Here is a 16,071-nt window from a genome sequence, read left to right on the forward strand (position 1 = left end):
TAGTTTTCCGCGTTTCATATAGCCCGCACGGCTACGCAAAAGACCATGTAATTGTCCGAATATCGGCGCTTGTTGTGCGTCATGGCGGCGTTTCGCGAATGACGCTTTGGTGTAGGAAGGTGAACAGCCGACACGATTGCCGGACTACCGCGCCAGCCGGCGGCTGGCGCGGACCAGGCGGCAACATCAGGGGGAACGTAGTGATAGAGATCGGTCTGCTGGGCTCCATGCGAGTCTGCAGGGACGGGGACGATGTGACGCCGTCGGCCCCGAAACTGCGTCAAGTGCTGGCCCTGCTGGTGCTCAATGCCAACTCGCTGGTCAGCGTCGACCAGCTGTGCGAGGAACTGTGGGAGGACCACCCACCTTTCAGCGCGCTGACCACCCTGCAAACCTACATTTATCAACTGCGCCGCAGGCTGCTCCTGGCCACCGGGCAGCACGGCGCTCCGTTCGGCTCCCGGCCGCCCCACGGCTTCCCGGCCCTGCTCACCCGGGTCGGCGGGTACGAACTGCGCCTGCACGACAAGCAGTCGGTCGACGCCTACCGCTTCGAGCTCCTCGTCGAGCGCGGCAAGGCCCATCAGCGCGGCGGAGCGCACGAGGAGGCGGCCCGCACCCTCAAGGAGGCACTCGGCGTCTGGCGGGGCCCGGCCCTGGTCGACGTCAGCTCCGGACGCCGTCTGTCGGCCTGGTCGACCCAGCTGGAGGAGCGGCGCAAGAACGTCCAGGAACAACGTTTCGCCCTCGAACTCGAACTCGGCCGCCACCAGGTCGTCCTGGACGAACTCGCGGAGGCGTTCGGCGCCCACCCGACCCACGAGGCCTTCGCCGGACAGCTGATGCGGGCCCTGCACCGCTGCGGCCGCCGGCCCGACGCCCTCGAGGTCTTCCGCACCCTGCGCGGCCACCTCGTCGACGAACTGGGCCTGGAGCCCTCGCTCCAGCTCCAGCGGCTGCACCAGGAGGTCCTCGCCGACCGCGGCGCGCTCACGTCGGCGTCCGGCCGGACCAGGGCCGGTTCCACCGCCGCGGCCGGACCCCGGCCGCCCTCGCCCCGCCCGGCACAACTCCCGCACGACATCGGCGACTTCGTCGGACGCGAGCACCAACTGGCCCAGCTGGAGGCCTTCCTCGGCGGAGACCGGGCCGGCACCGGAATGCGGGTGGTGGAGGTGCACGGCCCGCCCGGGGTGGGCAAGAGCGCCTTCGCGATCCGCGCCGCGCACCGGCTGCGGCCGCACTTCCCGGACGGGCAGCTCTTCATCGACCTGTCCACGGTCGGCGACGGCTCGGAGCAGCTCACCGACGTGCTGTCCGCGGCCCTCGGCGCCTGCGGGATAGGACGGGAGAAGCAGCCGTCCGGCCTGGACGAGCTCAGCCGGCTCTTCCGCAGCTGGACCGCCGACCGCCGGGTGCTGGTGGTGGTCGACGACGTGCTCGCCGCCTCCCAGCTGCGCGCCGTGATGCCCGGGGGCGCGGGCTGCGCGGTGATCGCCACCAACCGCTACCGGGCGCACAGCCTGTCCACCGGACGCAAGGTCGTCCTGTCAGCCCTCTCCGACACCGAGTCCCTCCAGCTCTACAGCAAGGTCGCCCAGGACCGCTCCCAGCGGGAGGACCGGGCCGCCGTGAAGGAACTGATCCGGATGTGCGAGGGGCTGCCGCTGGCGGTGCGGGCGGTGGCCGGGCGGCTGGCGGCCCGGCCCGGCTGGTCGGCCGGGCGCCTGGTCGACCGGCTGCGCACCAACCAGCGCCTGCTGCTGGAACTGCCGGCCGGCACCCAGTCGCTGATGAGCACGGTCGAGTCCAGCTACCGTCATCTGTCCGCCCCTTACCGGGAGTTGCTGCACCTGCTGCTCACCCGGAGCCAGCCGCGCTGGCACCTGGAGGAGGTGCGGGCCCTGCTGCCCGGACGCGCCGCCGACAGCGAGACGCTGCTGGAGTACCTGGTGGACGTCCATCTGGTGGAGGAGGTCCTGCCCCCGGGCGGTGAACCGGTGTACGCGGTGCCGGGACTCACCCGGCAGGCGCTGCTCCAGCTGCTGCCCGGCGGCCTGCAGAAGGGCGGCACGGTCCACACCGGCCCCCCGGCCAACGTGGGGACCCGCCACAACGGGCGGGTCACGCTGCTGAAGACCGCGGTGCCCCGCGGCTAGCACCCGTCCACCCCTACCCGACCCACGGCGTCACGCCACCCAGCGGCCCGTCGCACCCCAGGTGCGGCGGGCCGCACCGCTGCGCGGCCCCTCCGCCGGGCCCCCGCGCCTTCCCGGCCGGCGACGGCCCGCCGTCGGCCGACCACGGCGCCCTCGTCCGACCACCGTCGCGCGCCGTCCCCTCCGCCCGGCGACAGTCCGCGCGCCGCCCCGTCAGCCACCGCGCCCACCGTTCGCGCGCCGTCGCCGTCGGCCACCGCGCCCTCCGTCCGCGCGCCGTCCTCGCCGTCCGGCCACCGTCCGCGATCCGCCCCCGTCGGCCACCGCGCCCTCCGTCCGCGCGCCGCCCTCGCCGTCCGGCCACCGTCCGCGATCCGCCCCCGTCGGCCACCGCGCCCTCCGTCCGGCCCCCCCGCTCGTGCCCCCCCGCCCGCGCGCCGAGCGGTTCTCCAGGCGCCCTCCAGACTGCCTCGACCCGTGCCGAACAGGGTGAACGCAGAGGAGCCAAGCCCGGGAGGACACCGTGCACCGAACACTGATCGTGGCCAGGATGAGCCTTGCCGACGCCCAGGGCGTCGCCGAGGTCTTCGCCGATTCGGACAGCACCGAACTGCCGCACATGGTCGGTGTGTCACGGCGGACCCTGTTCGCCTTCCACGACCTGTACTTCCACCTGGTCGAGGCCGACCAGGACATCGCGCCCAACCTCTACAAGGCGCGCAGCCACCCGCTCTACGGCGAGATCAACACCCGCCTGGGCCAGTTCATCTCGCCCTACGACCCGAACTGGCGCGAGCCCAAGGACGCCATGGCCGTCCCGTTCTACTCCTGGACGCCCGAGCAGGGCCCCGCCATCACCGCCCCGACCGCCGCGAACCTGGGCGGTGCCCGATGAGCGCCCCCGTCACCACCAAGGTCCACGCGGACACGGTCGCCGCCAACACCAAGCGCGGCGGCGACATCCGCGTCACCCTCAGCCCCCGCACGGTCGGCTGCACCTCCGGATTCGGCGGTGTGCTGCGCCTCGCCCCCGGCGAGTACGTCACCGAGCACCTCCACCCGTACTCCGAGGAGTTCCTGCACGTCGTCCAGGGCCGTCTGGAGATGCGGCTGGACGGGGTCCCCGTGGAACTCGGCCCCGGCGACTCGCTGCTGGTGCCCATCGGCGTCCGGCACCGCCTGGTCAACACCGGGACCGTGCCCGCCGAGGTGGTCTTCCACCTCTCCCCGCTCGCGCCCCGCCCCGAGCTCGGCCACGTCGACACCGAGCAGCCGCTCGACGCCGCCGCCGGCAACCCGGACGTCGGGGAGGCCCGGTGACCCGCCAGCAGCGGCGCGCGGTCATCACCGGTGTGGGTGCCGTAGCCCCCGGCGGCCACGGGCGCGACGCCTACTGGGACCTGCTCACCGCCGGGCGCACCGCCACCCGCCGGATCAGCCTGTTCGACCCTGCCGGGTTCCGCTCCCAGGTGGCCGCCGAGTGCGACTTCGACCCGCTCGCCGCCGGGCTCACCCCGCAGGAGGCCCGCCGAATGGACCGGGCCGGCCAGTTCGCGGTGGTCGCCGCCCGCGAGGCCGTCGAGGACAGCGGGCTCGACCTGGCCGCCGCCGACCCGGGCCGGATCGGCGTGAGCATCGGCAGCGCCGTCGGCTGCACCATGGGCCTGGAGGAGGAGTACGCCGTCCTCTCCGACGGCGGACGCCACTGGCTGGTCGACCACAGCTACGGCGTACCCCACCTGTACGGCTACATGGTGCCGAGCACCCTCGCCGTCGAGGTCGCCCGGCAGGCCCACGCCGAGGGGCCGGTCGCGCTGATCTCCACCGGCTGCACCTCGGGCCTGGACGCCATCGGACACGGAGTCCAGCTGATCGAGGAGGGCTCCGCGGACGTCGTGCTCGCCGGCGCGACCGACGCCCCGCTCTCGCCGATCACCTCCGCCTGCTTCGACGCCATCAAGGCCACCACCCCCAACAAGGAAGACCCCGAGCACGCCTCCCGCCCCTTCGACGGGCGGCGCGACGGCTTCGTCCTCGGCGAGGGATCGGCGGTGATGGTGATCGAGGAGGCCGAGTCCGCCCGGCGCCGCGGCGCCACCGTGTACGCCGAGATCCTCGGCTTCGCCGGGCGCAGCAACGCCTTCCACATGACCGGACTCAAGCCGGACGGCCGGGAGATGGCCGAGGCCATCCGGGTCGCCCTAGACCGGGCCCGGCTCGACCCCGGCGACATCGACTACATCAACGCGCACGGTTCGGGCACCAAGCAGAACGACCGGCACGAGACCGCCGCGTTCAAGCGCAGCCTCGGGAGCCGCGCCCACGAGGTGCCCGTCAGCTCCATCAAGTCGATGATCGGGCACTCCCTCGGCGCGATCGGCTCCCTGGAGATCGCCGCGTGCGCCCTGGCGCTGCGCCACCAGGTCGTCCCGCCCACCGCCAACCTGGCCGTCCCCGACCCGGAGTGCGACCTGGACTACGTACCGGTGACGGCGCGCGAGCACCGTATGGACCGGGTGCTCAGCGTGGGCAGCGGCTTCGGCGGCTTCCAGACCGCGATGGTGCTCGGCCGGCCCGGGCGCACGCGGACCACGCCGCGCGCCGCCCGGAACACCTCCCCGGCGCGGAAGGAGGCGGCATGAGCGCCTCCGGCATACGCCCCGGCCCGCGCGGCCGGGCCGTGGTCACCGGGCTCGGCGTGATCGCGCCGACCGGCATCGGCGCGGCCCGGCACTGGGAGTCCGTCCTCGCGGGCAAGAGCGGCCTCGGCCGGATCACCCGCTTCGACCCGACCGGCTACCCCGTCCGGATCGCCGGCGAGGTGCCCGGCTTCCGGGCCGGCGAGCAGATCCCGGGGCGGCTCGTACCGCAGACCGACCGGTACACGCACTTCGCGCTGGCCGCCGCCGAGGCCGCCCTCGCGGACGCCGCCGCCGATCCGGCCGAGCTGCCCGAGTACGAGATGGCGGTGGTGACCGCGAGCTCCTCCGGCGGCACCGAGTTCGGCCAGCACGAGATGGAGAACCTCTACCAGCAGGGGTCCTCCTGGGTGGGCGCGTACCAGTCGATCGCCTGGTTCTACGCGGCCACCACCGGCCAGGTCTCCATCCGGCACGGGATGCGCGGCCCCTGCGGGGTGATCTGCTGCGAGCAGGCCGGCGGTCTCGACGCCCTCGGCCAGTCCCGCCGGCTGCTGGACACCGGCTCCCGGCTGGTCCTCAGCGGCGGCACCGACGCCTCCCTCTGCCCGTACGGCCTGGTCGCCCAGCTCTCCTCGGGGCACCTGTCCACCGAGGACGACCCGGCCCGCGCCTACCTGCCCTTCGACGCCGCCGCATCCGGCTTCGTCCCGGGCGAGGGCGGCGCCATGCTCGTCGTGGAGAGCCCCGCCTCGGCCCGCGCGCGCGGGGTGGCGCACTACGGCGAACTCCTCGGCTACGCGGCCGGCTTCGACCCGGCGGCCGACGCCCCTGATGCCGCCGCCACCGGCCGCCCCCGGCACACCGTGCTCGCCTCCGTCGTCCGGCGGGCACTCGCCGACGCCCGGCTGGACCCCGCGGACATCGACGTGGTCTTCGCGGACGCCGCGGGGGTGCCCGCCGCCGACCTCGCCGAAGCCCGTGCGATCACCGAGGTCTTCGGCCCCCGCGGGGTGCCGGTGACCGCGCCGAAGACGCTCACCGGACGGCTGTACGCGGGCGGCGCCGCGCTGGACGTGGCGACCGCGCTGCTCGCGCTGACCGCCGGGGTCGTCCCGCACACCGCGGGCCTCGGGCGCACCGCCGACGGCTGCGAGATCGACCTCGTGCTCCACCGCCCGCGCCCGACCGCTCCGCGGACCGCCCTGGTCCTGGCCCGCGGCCACGGGGGATTCACCTCCGCGCTCATCGTCGGCGCGGGTGACCGCGACGACCCCAAGAAGTGACCGACGACCACCCCACGACGACCGGAAGGCGGCCCACCATGGCCGAGTTCACCCTCGACGACATCCGGCGCATCCTGCGCGCGAGCGCGGGCGTCGACGAACAGACCGACCTGGACGGCGCGGACTTCGCCGACACCGCGTTCGCCAACCTCGGATACGACTCCCTCGCCCTGCTGGAACTCGCCAACCGCATCGAGCGCGAGTACGGCATCGAGATCCCCGACGGCGACCTCGAGCACACCCAGACCCCGCGCGAGGCCCTCGCCTACGTGCACGCCCGGCTCGCGGAGGTGCGCGTCTGATGGCCGGACACACCGACAACGAGATCGTCGTCGACGCGCCCATGGACCTGGTGTGGTCGATGACCAACGACGTGGCCTCCTGGCCGCGGCTGTTCAGCGAGTACGCGTCCGCCGAGATCCTCGGACGCGACGGCGACACGGTCACCTTCCGCCTCGCCCTGCACCCCGACGAGAACGGCACGGTCTGGAGCTGGGTCTCCGAACGCACCCCGGACCCCGCCACCCGCACCGTCACCGCCCGCCGGGTGGAGACCGGGCCCTTCGCGTACATGAACATCCGCTGGGAGTACGAGCAGCGGCCCGACGGCGTCCGGATGCGCTGGATCCAGGACTTCGCGATGAAGCCCGGGGCCCCCGTCGACGACGCCGGGATGACCGAGCGCCTCAACCGCAACACCGCCGTGCAGATGCGGCTGATCAAGGCCAAGGTGGAGGCCGCCGCCCGGGCCGCCCGGCAACTGGAGGGCAGGCGGCTGCTGGTGACCGGCGGCAGCCGGGGCATCGGCCGCGGCGTCGTGCTCGCCGCCGCCCGCGCCGGAGCCGACGTCGTCACCTGCTACCGCACCCCCGGCCCGGCCGTCGCCTCCCTGGAGCAGGAACTCGCCCGGACCCCCGGCAAGCACCAGGTGGTGCGGGCCGACGCGGCCGACCCGTCGGACGTGGACCGGCTGATCGCCGAGTGCGAGGCGAGCGTCGGCCGGCTCGACGCGGTCGTCAACAACGCGGGCGCCTTCCGGCCCGCGCCATACGCGGACCTGGACGACGCCCAGTGGGCCGCCACCCTCCAGGGCAACCTGACCGCCACCCACCTGGTGACCCGGCGCACCCTGCCCCTGCTGGGCGAGGGCTCCTCGGTGGTGAACATCGGCTCCACGGTGGCCTTCATCGGCATGGCCGGAGGCGTCCACTACACGGCGGTGAAGTCCGCCCTGGTCGGCATGACCCGCTCCCTCGCCCGCGAACTCGGCCCGCGGGGCATCCGCGTCAACACCGTCTCACCCGGCCGCATCGCCACCGAGGCGCTCGACGACCTGCCCGAGGAGGACGCCGAGCGGGAGCGCCGGACCTTCTCCTCCTTCACCGCACTCGGCCGGCTCGGCACCGTCGACGACATCGCCCGCACGGTGCTGTTCCTCGTCAGCGACGAAGCCGCCTACGTCACCGGCCAGAACATCCACGTCGACGGCTGCGTGTGACCCGCAACCCCCAGCAACGGAAGGGACATCCCGTGGAATTCGCACTGCACGGCAAGAAGCTCCTCGTCACCGGCGGCAGCCGGGGCATCGGCCGCGGCATCGTGCTCGCCGCCGCCCGCGCCGGAGCCGACGTCATCACCTGCCACCGGCAGGAGAGCGAGGCCGTCGACACGCTGACCGCCGCCCTGAAGGAGACCGCCGGCGACCACCACGTACTGCGCGCCGACGTCGGCGACACCGCCGAGGTCGACCGGCTCCTCGGCGAGGTCAAGGACCGCTACGGCCGGCTCGACGGCGTCGTCAACAACGCGGGCGTGATCAGCCACATCCCCTTCGCGGACCTGCCCGCCGAGGAGTGGTCCCGGATCATCGACACCAACCTCACCGCCGCCTACCGGGTCATCCAGCAGGCGCTCCCGCTGCTCGGCGCCGGCTCCTCGGTGGTGAACATCGGCTCGCGCGGCGCCGCCGCGGGCATACCGCTGCGCGCCCACTACACCGCCGCCAAGGCGGCCATGACCGGCCTGACCCGCTCCCTCGCCAAGGAACTCGGCCCCCGCGGCATCCGGGTCAACGTCGTCGCGCCCGGCGTCATCGAGACCGAGGCCTTCGACGCGATGCCCGCCGAACGCGCCGCGGGTCTGCGGGCCACCTACGCGCAGAAGACCGCCCTCGCCCGCCTCGGCACCGTCGACGAACTCGCCGGGCCCGTGCTGTTCCTGCTCAGCGAGCACGCCGCGTACATCACCGGCGAGACGCTCAACGTCGACGGGGGCATCTGACATGGCCGACCAGGTCTTCCGGGTCATGCTCCGCATGGAGATCCGGCCCGGCATGGAGGACGACTTCGAGAAGGTGTGGCTGGAGGTCGGCGACTCCGTCACCGACCACCCCGCCAACCTCGGGCAGTGGCTGTCCCGCAGCGCCGAGGAGAACGGCATCTACTACATCGTCAGCGACTGGGTGAACGAGCCGCTGTTCCGCGAGTTCGAGACCAGCGACCGCCACGTCGAGCACCGCCGCAAGCTCCACCCGTACCGCAGCGGCGGCTCCATGACGACGATGCACGTCGTCGCCGCCCTCGCCGGCGCGGCCGGCTCCGCCCGGGACATCCGGTGACCGCCGCCCCGGTCGAAGTGGTGCTGCACCACCTCAGCGACGACGCCGAGCAGGTCGTGAGCGCCTACCACGAGGCCAGCCGGCGCATGGCGGGCACGCCCGGACTGCTCGGCAACCGGCTGCTGCGCGCCGTCGGCGACCCGCGCGCCCTGGTGGTGGTCAGCCGGTGGTCCGACTGGGACGCCTTCGCGGCCTGGGAGGGCGGCGCCGCCCACAAGCAGCAGACCGCGCCCCTGCGGCCGTTCCGGGACCTGGAGCGGGACCGGCCGTTCGAGATCTACCGGGAGCTCGCCCGCTACGAGGGCGGCCACCCGCGGTCCGCCCCGGAAGGAGCCTGAGATGCCCGCCGCCCAGAGCCCCGCCCAGAGCTCCGCCCAGAGCCCCGCCCAGAGCTCCGCGCAGAGCCCCGCCCAGAGCTCCGCGCAGAGCCCCGCACAGAGCTCCGCGCAGAGCCCGCCCCCGCCGCCCGCCGAACTGTTCACCCCGGCCTTCCACCAGGACCCGCACCGGGCGCTCGCCGAGCTGCGGCAGACCGCCCCGGCCGTGCCCGTCGTCACCCCCAACGGCCTGCGCACCTGGCTGGTCACCGGGTACGAGCACGCCAGGGAACTGCTCGCCGACCCCCGCCTCAGCAAGGACATGCGGGTCGGCAAGGACCTCATCCCGCGCAACTTCGCCGACCCGGAGAAACAGCGGGCCTTCCTCGCCGAGGCGGGGGACCACGCCCAGTTCCCCCAGGTCCTCAGCATGCACATGTTGGACAGCGACCCGCCGGACCACACCCGGCTGCGCCGGCTGGTCGGCCGGGCCTTCACCGCGCGCCGGGTGGAGGCGCTGCGGCCGAGGATCACCGGGCTCACCGACGAACTGCTGGAGAACATCGCGGCGGACGGCACTGTGGACCTGATGGAGGCTCTGGCCTTCCCGGTGCCGTTCACGGTCATCTGCTGGCTGCTCGGCGTGCCCCCGGACGACCGGGCCTCCTTCCGCCGCTGGTCCAACCTGCTGGTCTCCGGAGCGGGCACCGAGGAGGTGCGCGACGCCAGCGTCTCGATGATCGCCTACCTGCGGGCGCTGATCGACGGCAAGCGCGCCGAGCCCGCCGACGACATGCTCAGCGACCTCGTGCAGGTCAGCGACGAGGGCGACCAGCTCTCCGACGACGAACTGATCTCCATGGCCTTCCTGCTGCTCGTCGCAGGCCACGAGACCACCGTCAACCTCATCGGCAACGGCACCCTCGCCGTGCTCGGCCACCCCCGGGTGCGCGAGCAGCTCGCCGCGGACCCCTCGCTGTGGCCGGCCGCCGTGGAGGAGTTCCTCCGCTACGACGGACCCGTCACCAACGCCACCTGGCGCTTCACCACCGAACCCGTCGAGGTCGGCTCCGTGGTCATCCCCGAGGGCGAGTTCGTCACCATCTCGCTCGGCGCGGCCGGACGCGACCCGGCCCGCTACCCCGACCCCGACCGGCTGGACATCGGCCGCCCCCACAGCGCCTCGGTCGCCTTCGGCCACGGCATCCACCACTGCCTGGGCGCCCCGCTGGCCCGCCTCGAAGGGCAGATCGTCATCAGCCGCCTGTTCGCCCGCTTCCCCGGGCTGCGGCTCGCCACCGACGCCTCCCGGCTGCGCTGGCGCAGCAGCCTGATGATGCGCGGTCTGGAGGAACTGCCCGTCTTCACCGGCGAGGACACCGTCTGACCCGGGCGCCGTCCGACCGGACGTCCGCGCACCGGACGTCCGCCGCCGAGAAGCCCGCCCCCCCGCACCCCGACGCACCGACGCACCAACGACCTCAGGAGACACACGTGGAACGTCTGGACACCGAACGCCCCAGCTGGGCGCCGCCGGAGGTGGACATCGACACCCCGAGCATCGCCCGGGTGTACGACTACTGGATCGGCGGCACCCACAACTTCCCGGCCGACCGCGAACTCGGCGACCGGGTCTCGGCCGGCAACCCGGAACTCGTGGCCACCCTCCGGGCCAACCGCGCCTTCCTGCGCCGCTCGGTGCGCGAACTGACCGCCCTCGGCATCCGCCAGTTCCTCGACATCGGCTCCGGCATCCCCGCCGAGGGCAATGTGCACGACGTCGCGCTCGCCGCCCACCCCGACAGCACCGTCGTCTACGTCGACATCGACCCGGTGGCGGTCGCCCACGGCCGGGCCCTGCTCGCCGACGAGCCCAGGGCGGCGGTGTTCCAGGGCGATCTGCACAAGCCCCGGGAGATCCTGGACGCGGACGACACCCGCCGGCTGATCGACTTCGACCGCCCGGTCGCGCTGATCCTCGCCGCCGTACTGCACTTCGTGCCGGACGGCGACGACCCGCTGGAGCTGGTCCGGCAGTACACCGGCCCGCTGGCACCCGGCAGCGCGCTGGTCCTCTCCCACGCCGGCGCCGACGAGGTGCCGCAGGCGGCCCCCGAGGCGGCCGAGCAGTACCGGGGCGCGGTCAGCCAGGTGATCTGGCGCAGCACGGCCGAACTCACCGCCCTCTTCGACGGCTTCGACCTGCTCTCGCCCGGCGTGGTGCGCGCCCCCCTGTGGCGTCCCGAGCCCGGCGAGCGCCCCGACCCGGACCTCGCCATGCTGGCCGGAGTGGCCCTCAAACCGGCCGGGTGAGCCGCGTGCGCCGTTCCTCCACCGAGCCGCCGGCGGCCGCGGGATCCGTGTCCGGGCACGGCGGAAGGCGCCGGGGGTTCGGCGCCCTGCTCGCGGTCGACCTGTGGGAGCGCTTCAGCTTCTTCGGGATGGCGGCGATCCTCGTGCTCTACCTCACCGCGCCCGCGGACCGGGGCGGCATGGGCATGGCGTCGCAGTCGGCGGCCGCCGTCTTCGCGGCGTACATGTCCCTGTGCTTCCTGGCCGGGCTGCCCGGGGGCTGGCTCGCCGACCGGGTCCTGGGCGCGCGCCGGGCCGTACTGCTCGGCGGCGCGCTCATCGCCTGCGGCCACCTGGTGCTCGCGGCGCCCGCGCGGGGCACGCTCTACGCCGGTCTGCTGCTGGTCGTCGCTGGGACCGGCCTCGTCAAGCCGGCCCTGGCCGCCATGGTGGCCGAGGCCGGCGGCGCGGGGCGGGCCCGCCGCGAGGCCGACTTCTCGCTGTTCTACGTGTGCATCCAGGTGAGCGCGCTGATCGCGCCCGTGGTGACCGGGCTGCTCGCCGAGCGGATCGCCTGGCACCTGGGCTTCGCGGCGGCGGCCGTCGGGATGCTGGCCGGGCTCGCGCAGTTCTCCCTGGGGCTGCGCGGCCTGGGGTCGGTGGGCTCGCGGCCGGCCCGCCCGGTCACCCGGGCCGAGGCCGCGACCGTGCGCCGCCGGGTCGCCCTCGCCGCCGCGGTGCTCTGCGCGGTGCTGGCACCCCCGGCGCTCCTCGGCGCCCTGCCACTCAAGGCGGTACTGGCCGCGCTCGGCCTGACCACGATCACGCTGCCCTTCGCGTACCTCCGCACCCTCCGCCGCACCCTCGACCGCGAGGGCCCCGCGCCCACCACCCTGGGCACCGGCGAGGGCGGGCCCCACGACGGGGCGGTTCCCGCGGTCCGCGGCGGCGACGGCGGGGCCGGTCCGGCGTCCCGCGGGGCCCGCGGCGGGGTGGTTCCGGGCTTCCGCGGGGCCCAGGAGGGGGCCGGTCAGGCCGCCGTCCGGTCCGCGGGGGACTCCGGAGCGGGTTCCGCGGCGCGGGCGCGGCTCGGGGCCTTCGCCGTCATGATGGCGGCCTCCTCCGCCTTCTGGATGATCTTCGCGCAGAGCGGATCGGCCCTCAGCCTGTTCGCCGAGCGGGACACCGACCGCGAGCTGCTCGGTTTCGAGGTCCCGGCCAGCTGGTTCCAGTCCCTGCACCCGCTGTTCGTCCTGCTCGCCGCCCCGTTCGTGGCCCGGCTAGCGCGGCGCGCGGGCCCGGGCACGCGGACGCCGGTGAAGTTCGCCGGCGCCCTCGCCGCCGCGGGGACGAGCTTCCTGCTGATGTCCGTCGCCGCGTCCCTGGCCGAGGACGGACCGGTCGGACCGTACTGGCTGGTGCTGGTCTACCTGCTGTACTCGTGCGGTGAGATCGCCCTCGCCCCGGCCGGTCTGGCGCTGGCCGCGGAGGTCGCCCCGCCCGGCAGCACCGGCCGCTTCCTCGCGGTGAACGGGCTCTTCGGCGCGGTCGGCGTCGTGGTGGGCGGCCAGCTCTACCGGCTCACCGCCGTACTGCCGCTCTCCGTCTACTTCCTGCTCGTCGGCGGCTTCGTCCTGGCCGTCGGCGCGGCCGTCGCGCTCGCCGCCGGACGGCTGGAACGCGGGCTCGCCGCACCATCGCCGCAAAAAGCAGAAGACCCCTGCTCAACAGGGGTCTCAGCTGGTGTCCGAGGGGGGACTTGAACCCCCACGCCCGATAAAGGGCACTAGCACCTCAAGCTAGCGCGTCTGCCATTCCGCCACCCGGACAAGGTGTCTGCCGCGCGGGCTCTCCCCGGCGACGAAGGAAACATTACCAGGCTTTCCGGCCGCCCCGATCACCCCCCGTCCCCGCCTGAACGGCGCGGAACGGGCCGGGGGCAGCCTTGGGGAGACGGCGGGGGAGGGGGAGGATGAGGAGGACCACCGGCACGCGAGGTGGACCACCAGCACCCAGCGGGAGGAAGCGGCGTGAGCGAGACGGACACGGCCAGGGGCGTATCGGGCGAGGACGAGGTCGTGGACCTCTGCCGCGAGCTGATCCAGATCGACACCAGCAACTACGGCGACCACTCCGGCCCGGGCGAGCGCGGGGCCGCCGAGTACGTCGCCGAGAAGCTCGCCGAGGTGGGACTCGAACCGCGGATCTTCGAGTCCCACCCGGGCCGGGCCTCCACCGTGGCCCGCATCGAGGGCGAGGACCCCTCGCGGCCCGCGCTGCTCATCCACGGCCACACCGACGTCGTACCGGCCAACGCCGCCGACTGGACCCACCACCCCTTCTCCGGCGAGGTCGCGGACGGCTGCGTGTGGGGCCGCGGCGCGGTCGACATGAAGGACATGGACGCGATGACCCTCGCGGTGGTGCGCGACCGGCTCCGCAGCGGCCGCAGGCCCCCGCGGGACATCGTGCTGGCCTTCCTCGCCGACGAGGAGGCCGGCGGCACGTACGGCGCCCGGTACCTCGTCGACCACCACCCGGACCTCTTCGAGGGCGTCAACGAGGCGATCAGCGAGGTCGGCGGGTTCTCCTTCACGGTCAGCGAGCAGCGGCGGCTCTACCTGATCCAGACGGCCGAGAAGGGCATGCACTGGATGAAGCTGACCGTGGCCGGCACCGCCGGGCACGGGTCGATGATCCACCGGGACAACGCGATCACCGAGCTGTCCGAGGCCGTGGCGCGCCTGGGCCGGCACCGGTTCCCGGTCCGCGTGACCAAGACGACCCGGGCCTTCCTGGACGAGCTCGGCGACGCGCTCGGCACCGAGCTGGACCCGGAGAACATGGAAGGGACGCTCGCCAAGCTCGGCGGCATCGCCAAGCTCATCGGCGCGACCCTGAGCAACACGGCCAACCCCACGCAGCTGGGCGCCGGCTACAAGGTCAACGTCATCCCCGGCGAGGCCACGGCGCACGTGGACGGGCGGTTCCTGCCCGGCTTCGAGGAGGAGTTCCTGGCCGACCTCGACCGGATCCTGGGCCCCCGGGTCCGGCGCGAGGACGTGCACGCCGACAAGGCCGTCGAGACCTCCTTCGACGGTGCGCTGGTGGACGCGATGCAGTCCGCGCTGCTGGCCGAGGACCCGGCCGCCAAGGCCATCCCGTACATGCTCTCCGGCGGCACGGACGCCAAGTCCTTCGACGACCTGGGCATCCGCGGCTTCGGCTTCGCGCCGCTGAAGCTGCCGCCGGAGCTGGACTTCGCGGGCATGTTCCACGGCGTCGACGAGCGGGTGCCCGTCGACGGCCTGAAGTTCGGCGTCCGCGTCCTCGACCGCTTCATCGACGCGTCGTGACGCCGTGACCTGCCCGGTAATCGCCCGCGTGTGCGGGAGTTACTTGAGAAGAGTGAATGCGACCATAAGCTCGTAGCTCCATTACTCCCTCCTCGTTACAGGTATCGCGATCAGTGAGAGAGATCGCTTTTGTCAACGAGGAGGAATAATGATCAAGAAGATCGCCGCCGCCGCGGCTGTCACCGGCGGACTGGTTCTCGCGGGCGCCGGCCTGGCCGTCGCCGACTCCGGTGCCCAGGGTGCCGCCGTGGGTTCCCCGGGTGTCCTCTCCGGCAACGTCGTCCAGGTGCCCGTCCACGTGCCGGTGAACGTCTGCGGCAACACGGTCAACGTGATCGGGCTCCTGAACCCCACCTTCGGCAACACCTGCATCAACGGCTGACGTTGTGCCCCGCCCCGTGAGGGTCTGACTCCATCGGCTCCGTGGGGGGTCTGAACCAGTCGGCCCCGGAGCGCGCGCCATGCGCTCCGGGGCCGACCGGTCTGTCGCGCGACGGCATTCCCTTCTATCAGGGTGCGGCGCGCGTTTCCGGAAGGTTCGTGAAAAAGGTCGAAGGCAGGGATTTCATCACCATGCGACAGGTCACCCGCAAGGGCCTGATGACCGTGGCCGCCGCCACCGGCGTGCTCGCCGCCGCGGGCGGCTACGCCCACGCCGACGCGGGCGCCAGCGGCGCCGCGTCCCACTCGCCGGGCGTGCTGTCCGGCAACACCGTGCAGGCACCGGTGCACGTGCCGGTGAACGTCTGCGGCAACACCGTCGACATCGTCGGGCTGCTCAACCCGGCGGCAGGCAACACATGCGCCAACCACGGCGACGCCGGGCACGGCGACTCCGGCGGCGGAGCGCACGCGGGCGGGCACACCGGCGGCTCGCCGGGCGTCGGCTCCGGCAATCACGTCCAGGCGCCGATCGACGTGCCGGTGAACGTCTGCGGCAACAGCGCCGACGTGATCGGCGTGGGCAACGCCGCCGCGGGCAACACCTGCGGCAACGCGGGCGGCGGGCACCACACGCCCCCCGGCGGCGGCTCCGGCAACCCGCCCGGGACGCCGGGTCAGCCCGGTCAGCCGGGCAACCCGGGACAGCCCGGCAACCCCGGTCAGCCGGGACAGCCCGGGAACCCGGGCACACCAGGGAACCCGGGCACCCCGCCCAGCACGGGCGGCCGGACGCCGGGCGGCTCGTCGTCCCACGTCAACCACCCCGGCGCGCAGTCCGTCGCCGCTCCGCACGGCGGCGCGCAGCTCGCCCACACCGGCAGCGACCTGCCGATGGGCGTCGCGCTGCCCGCGGGTGCCGGGGCGCTGCTGGCCGGCGTCGTGCTGTACCGCAGGGCGCGGCGGGCTTCGGTCTGACCGGGCCTCGGCCTAGCCGGGCCGCGTCGGCCCGACCGGGTCGCGG

The 16,071-nt window shown here is 73.7% G+C and carries 15 protein-coding genes, 1 tRNA gene and 2 pseudogenes; 17 read left to right on the forward strand and 1 reads right to left on the reverse strand.

Going from position 1 to position 16,071, the window contains the following annotated elements; all coding sequences use genetic code 11:
* Nucleotides 1-227: 227 nt before the first annotated feature.
* The 14 genes and pseudogenes from ACIQ9G_RS26610 to ACIQ9G_RS26675 all read left to right on the forward strand — a co-directional run bounded on the left by ACIQ9G_RS26610 (nt 228) and on the right by ACIQ9G_RS26675 (nt 13,073).
* A complete protein-coding gene (locus ACIQ9G_RS26610; RefSeq protein ID WP_403614161.1) occupies nt 228-2,159 on the forward strand; it encodes a BTAD domain-containing putative transcriptional regulator in 1,932 nt (643 codons plus the stop codon).
* Between the two features lie 523 nt (nt 2,160-2,682).
* Nucleotides 2,683-3,054: a TcmI family type II polyketide cyclase gene (locus ACIQ9G_RS26615; protein WP_392193633.1), complete on the forward strand. Its 372-nt coding sequence runs from the start codon at nt 2,683-2,685 to the stop codon at nt 3,052-3,054.
* Nucleotides 3,051-3,479 carry a cupin domain-containing protein gene (locus ACIQ9G_RS26620; protein WP_356194449.1) on the forward strand — a complete coding sequence of 143 codons (429 nt, stop codon included), beginning with the start codon at nt 3,051-3,053 and terminating at the stop codon, nt 3,477-3,479. Before ACIQ9G_RS26615 ends, ACIQ9G_RS26620 begins: the two co-directional genes overlap by 4 nt.
* Complete coding sequence (locus ACIQ9G_RS26625; RefSeq protein WP_403614165.1) at nt 3,476-4,801, forward strand: beta-ketoacyl-[acyl-carrier-protein] synthase family protein; 1,326 nt, start codon at nt 3,476-3,478, stop codon at nt 4,799-4,801. The genes ACIQ9G_RS26620 and ACIQ9G_RS26625 overlap by 4 nt, the downstream gene beginning before the upstream one ends.
* Entirely contained in the window at nt 4,798-6,084 is a 1,287-nt protein-coding gene (locus ACIQ9G_RS26630) for a ketosynthase chain-length factor (RefSeq protein WP_403614167.1), read from the forward strand. The genes ACIQ9G_RS26625 and ACIQ9G_RS26630 overlap by 4 nt, the downstream gene beginning before the upstream one ends.
* A gap of 38 nt (nt 6,085-6,122) precedes the next feature.
* Nucleotides 6,123-6,386, forward strand: coding sequence for an acyl carrier protein (locus tag ACIQ9G_RS26635; protein WP_402433643.1), 264 nt, complete (start codon nt 6,123-6,125; stop codon nt 6,384-6,386).
* Nucleotides 6,386-6,835: pseudogene (locus ACIQ9G_RS26640) on the forward strand (SRPBCC family protein); the annotation flags it as partial. The gene ACIQ9G_RS26635 and the pseudogene ACIQ9G_RS26640, both read left to right, overlap by 1 nt.
* 36 nt (nt 6,836-6,871) lie before the next feature.
* Nucleotides 6,872-7,582: pseudogene (locus ACIQ9G_RS26645) on the forward strand (SDR family NAD(P)-dependent oxidoreductase); the annotation flags it as partial.
* 32 nt (nt 7,583-7,614) lie between these two features.
* A complete protein-coding gene (locus tag ACIQ9G_RS26650; RefSeq protein ID WP_403614171.1) occupies nt 7,615-8,364 on the forward strand; it encodes an SDR family NAD(P)-dependent oxidoreductase in 750 nt (249 codons plus the stop codon).
* A gap of 1 nt (nt 8,365) precedes the next feature.
* A complete protein-coding gene (locus ACIQ9G_RS26655; RefSeq protein WP_403614174.1) occupies nt 8,366-8,701 on the forward strand; it encodes an antibiotic biosynthesis monooxygenase family protein in 336 nt (111 codons plus the stop codon).
* Nucleotides 8,698-9,039 (forward strand): antibiotic biosynthesis monooxygenase family protein, encoded by a 342-nt coding sequence (locus tag ACIQ9G_RS26660; RefSeq protein ID WP_403614177.1) that lies wholly within the window; start codon nt 8,698-8,700, stop codon nt 9,037-9,039. Before ACIQ9G_RS26655 ends, ACIQ9G_RS26660 begins: the two co-directional genes overlap by 4 nt.
* 1 nt (nt 9,040) lies before the next feature.
* Complete coding sequence (locus ACIQ9G_RS26665) at nt 9,041-10,405, forward strand: cytochrome P450 (RefSeq protein WP_403614180.1); 1,365 nt, start codon at nt 9,041-9,043, stop codon at nt 10,403-10,405.
* 107 nt (nt 10,406-10,512) lie between these two features.
* Nucleotides 10,513-11,331 (forward strand): SAM-dependent methyltransferase, encoded by an 819-nt coding sequence (locus ACIQ9G_RS26670; RefSeq protein ID WP_403614182.1) that lies wholly within the window; start codon nt 10,513-10,515, stop codon nt 11,329-11,331.
* A gap of 5 nt (nt 11,332-11,336) precedes the next feature.
* Nucleotides 11,337-13,073, forward strand: a complete 1,737-nt coding sequence (locus ACIQ9G_RS26675; protein WP_403614184.1) for a peptide MFS transporter — start codon at nt 11,337-11,339, stop codon at nt 13,071-13,073.
* Here the strand turns inward: ACIQ9G_RS26675 and ACIQ9G_RS26680 are convergent.
* A tRNA-Leu gene (locus tag ACIQ9G_RS26680) sits at nt 13,052-13,139 on the reverse strand. The genes ACIQ9G_RS26675 and ACIQ9G_RS26680 overlap by 22 nt on opposite strands.
* Nucleotides 13,140-13,340: 201 nt before the next feature.
* Between ACIQ9G_RS26680 and ACIQ9G_RS26685 the strand changes: the two genes are divergently transcribed.
* The 3 genes from ACIQ9G_RS26685 (at nt 13,341) to ACIQ9G_RS26695 (ending at nt 16,025) form a co-directional block, all read left to right on the forward strand.
* Nucleotides 13,341-14,666: a M20/M25/M40 family metallo-hydrolase gene (locus ACIQ9G_RS26685; RefSeq protein ID WP_403614188.1), complete on the forward strand. Its 1,326-nt coding sequence runs from the start codon at nt 13,341-13,343 to the stop codon at nt 14,664-14,666.
* Between the two features lie 148 nt (nt 14,667-14,814).
* A complete protein-coding gene (gene chpH, locus ACIQ9G_RS26690) occupies nt 14,815-15,048 on the forward strand; it encodes a chaplin ChpH (RefSeq protein ID WP_403614191.1) in 234 nt (77 codons plus the stop codon).
* A gap of 191 nt (nt 15,049-15,239) precedes the next feature.
* Complete coding sequence (locus tag ACIQ9G_RS26695) at nt 15,240-16,025, forward strand: chaplin (protein ID WP_403614193.1); 786 nt, start codon at nt 15,240-15,242, stop codon at nt 16,023-16,025.
* Nucleotides 16,026-16,071 lie beyond the last annotated feature (46 nt).

Origin of the sequence: Streptomyces sp. NPDC096152, assembly GCF_044763235.1 — a bacterium.
GTDB lineage: Bacteria > Actinomycetota > Actinomycetes > Streptomycetales > Streptomycetaceae > Streptomyces.

Excerpts from the sequence above, each read along its gene's own strand:
- ACIQ9G_RS26630 (WP_403614167.1), top strand. The coding sequence starts at position 4,798 with ATGAGCGCCTCCGGCATACGCCCCGGCCCGCGCGGCCGGGCCGTGGTC.
- ACIQ9G_RS26655 (WP_403614174.1), top strand. The coding sequence starts at position 8,366 with ATGGCCGACCAGGTCTTCCGGGTCATGCTCCGCATGGAGATCCGGCCC.
- chpH (WP_403614191.1), top strand. The coding sequence starts at position 14,815 with ATGATCAAGAAGATCGCCGCCGCCGCGGCTGTCACCGGCGGACTGGTT.
- ACIQ9G_RS26610 (WP_403614161.1), top strand. The coding sequence starts at position 228 with ATGCGAGTCTGCAGGGACGGGGACGATGTGACGCCGTCGGCCCCGAAA.
- ACIQ9G_RS26665 (WP_403614180.1), top strand. The coding sequence starts at position 9,041 with ATGCCCGCCGCCCAGAGCCCCGCCCAGAGCTCCGCCCAGAGCCCCGCC.
- ACIQ9G_RS26695 (WP_403614193.1), top strand. The coding sequence starts at position 15,240 with ATGCGACAGGTCACCCGCAAGGGCCTGATGACCGTGGCCGCCGCCACC.
- ACIQ9G_RS26635 (WP_402433643.1), top strand. The coding sequence starts at position 6,123 with ATGGCCGAGTTCACCCTCGACGACATCCGGCGCATCCTGCGCGCGAGC.
- ACIQ9G_RS26620 (WP_356194449.1), top strand. The coding sequence starts at position 3,051 with ATGAGCGCCCCCGTCACCACCAAGGTCCACGCGGACACGGTCGCCGCC.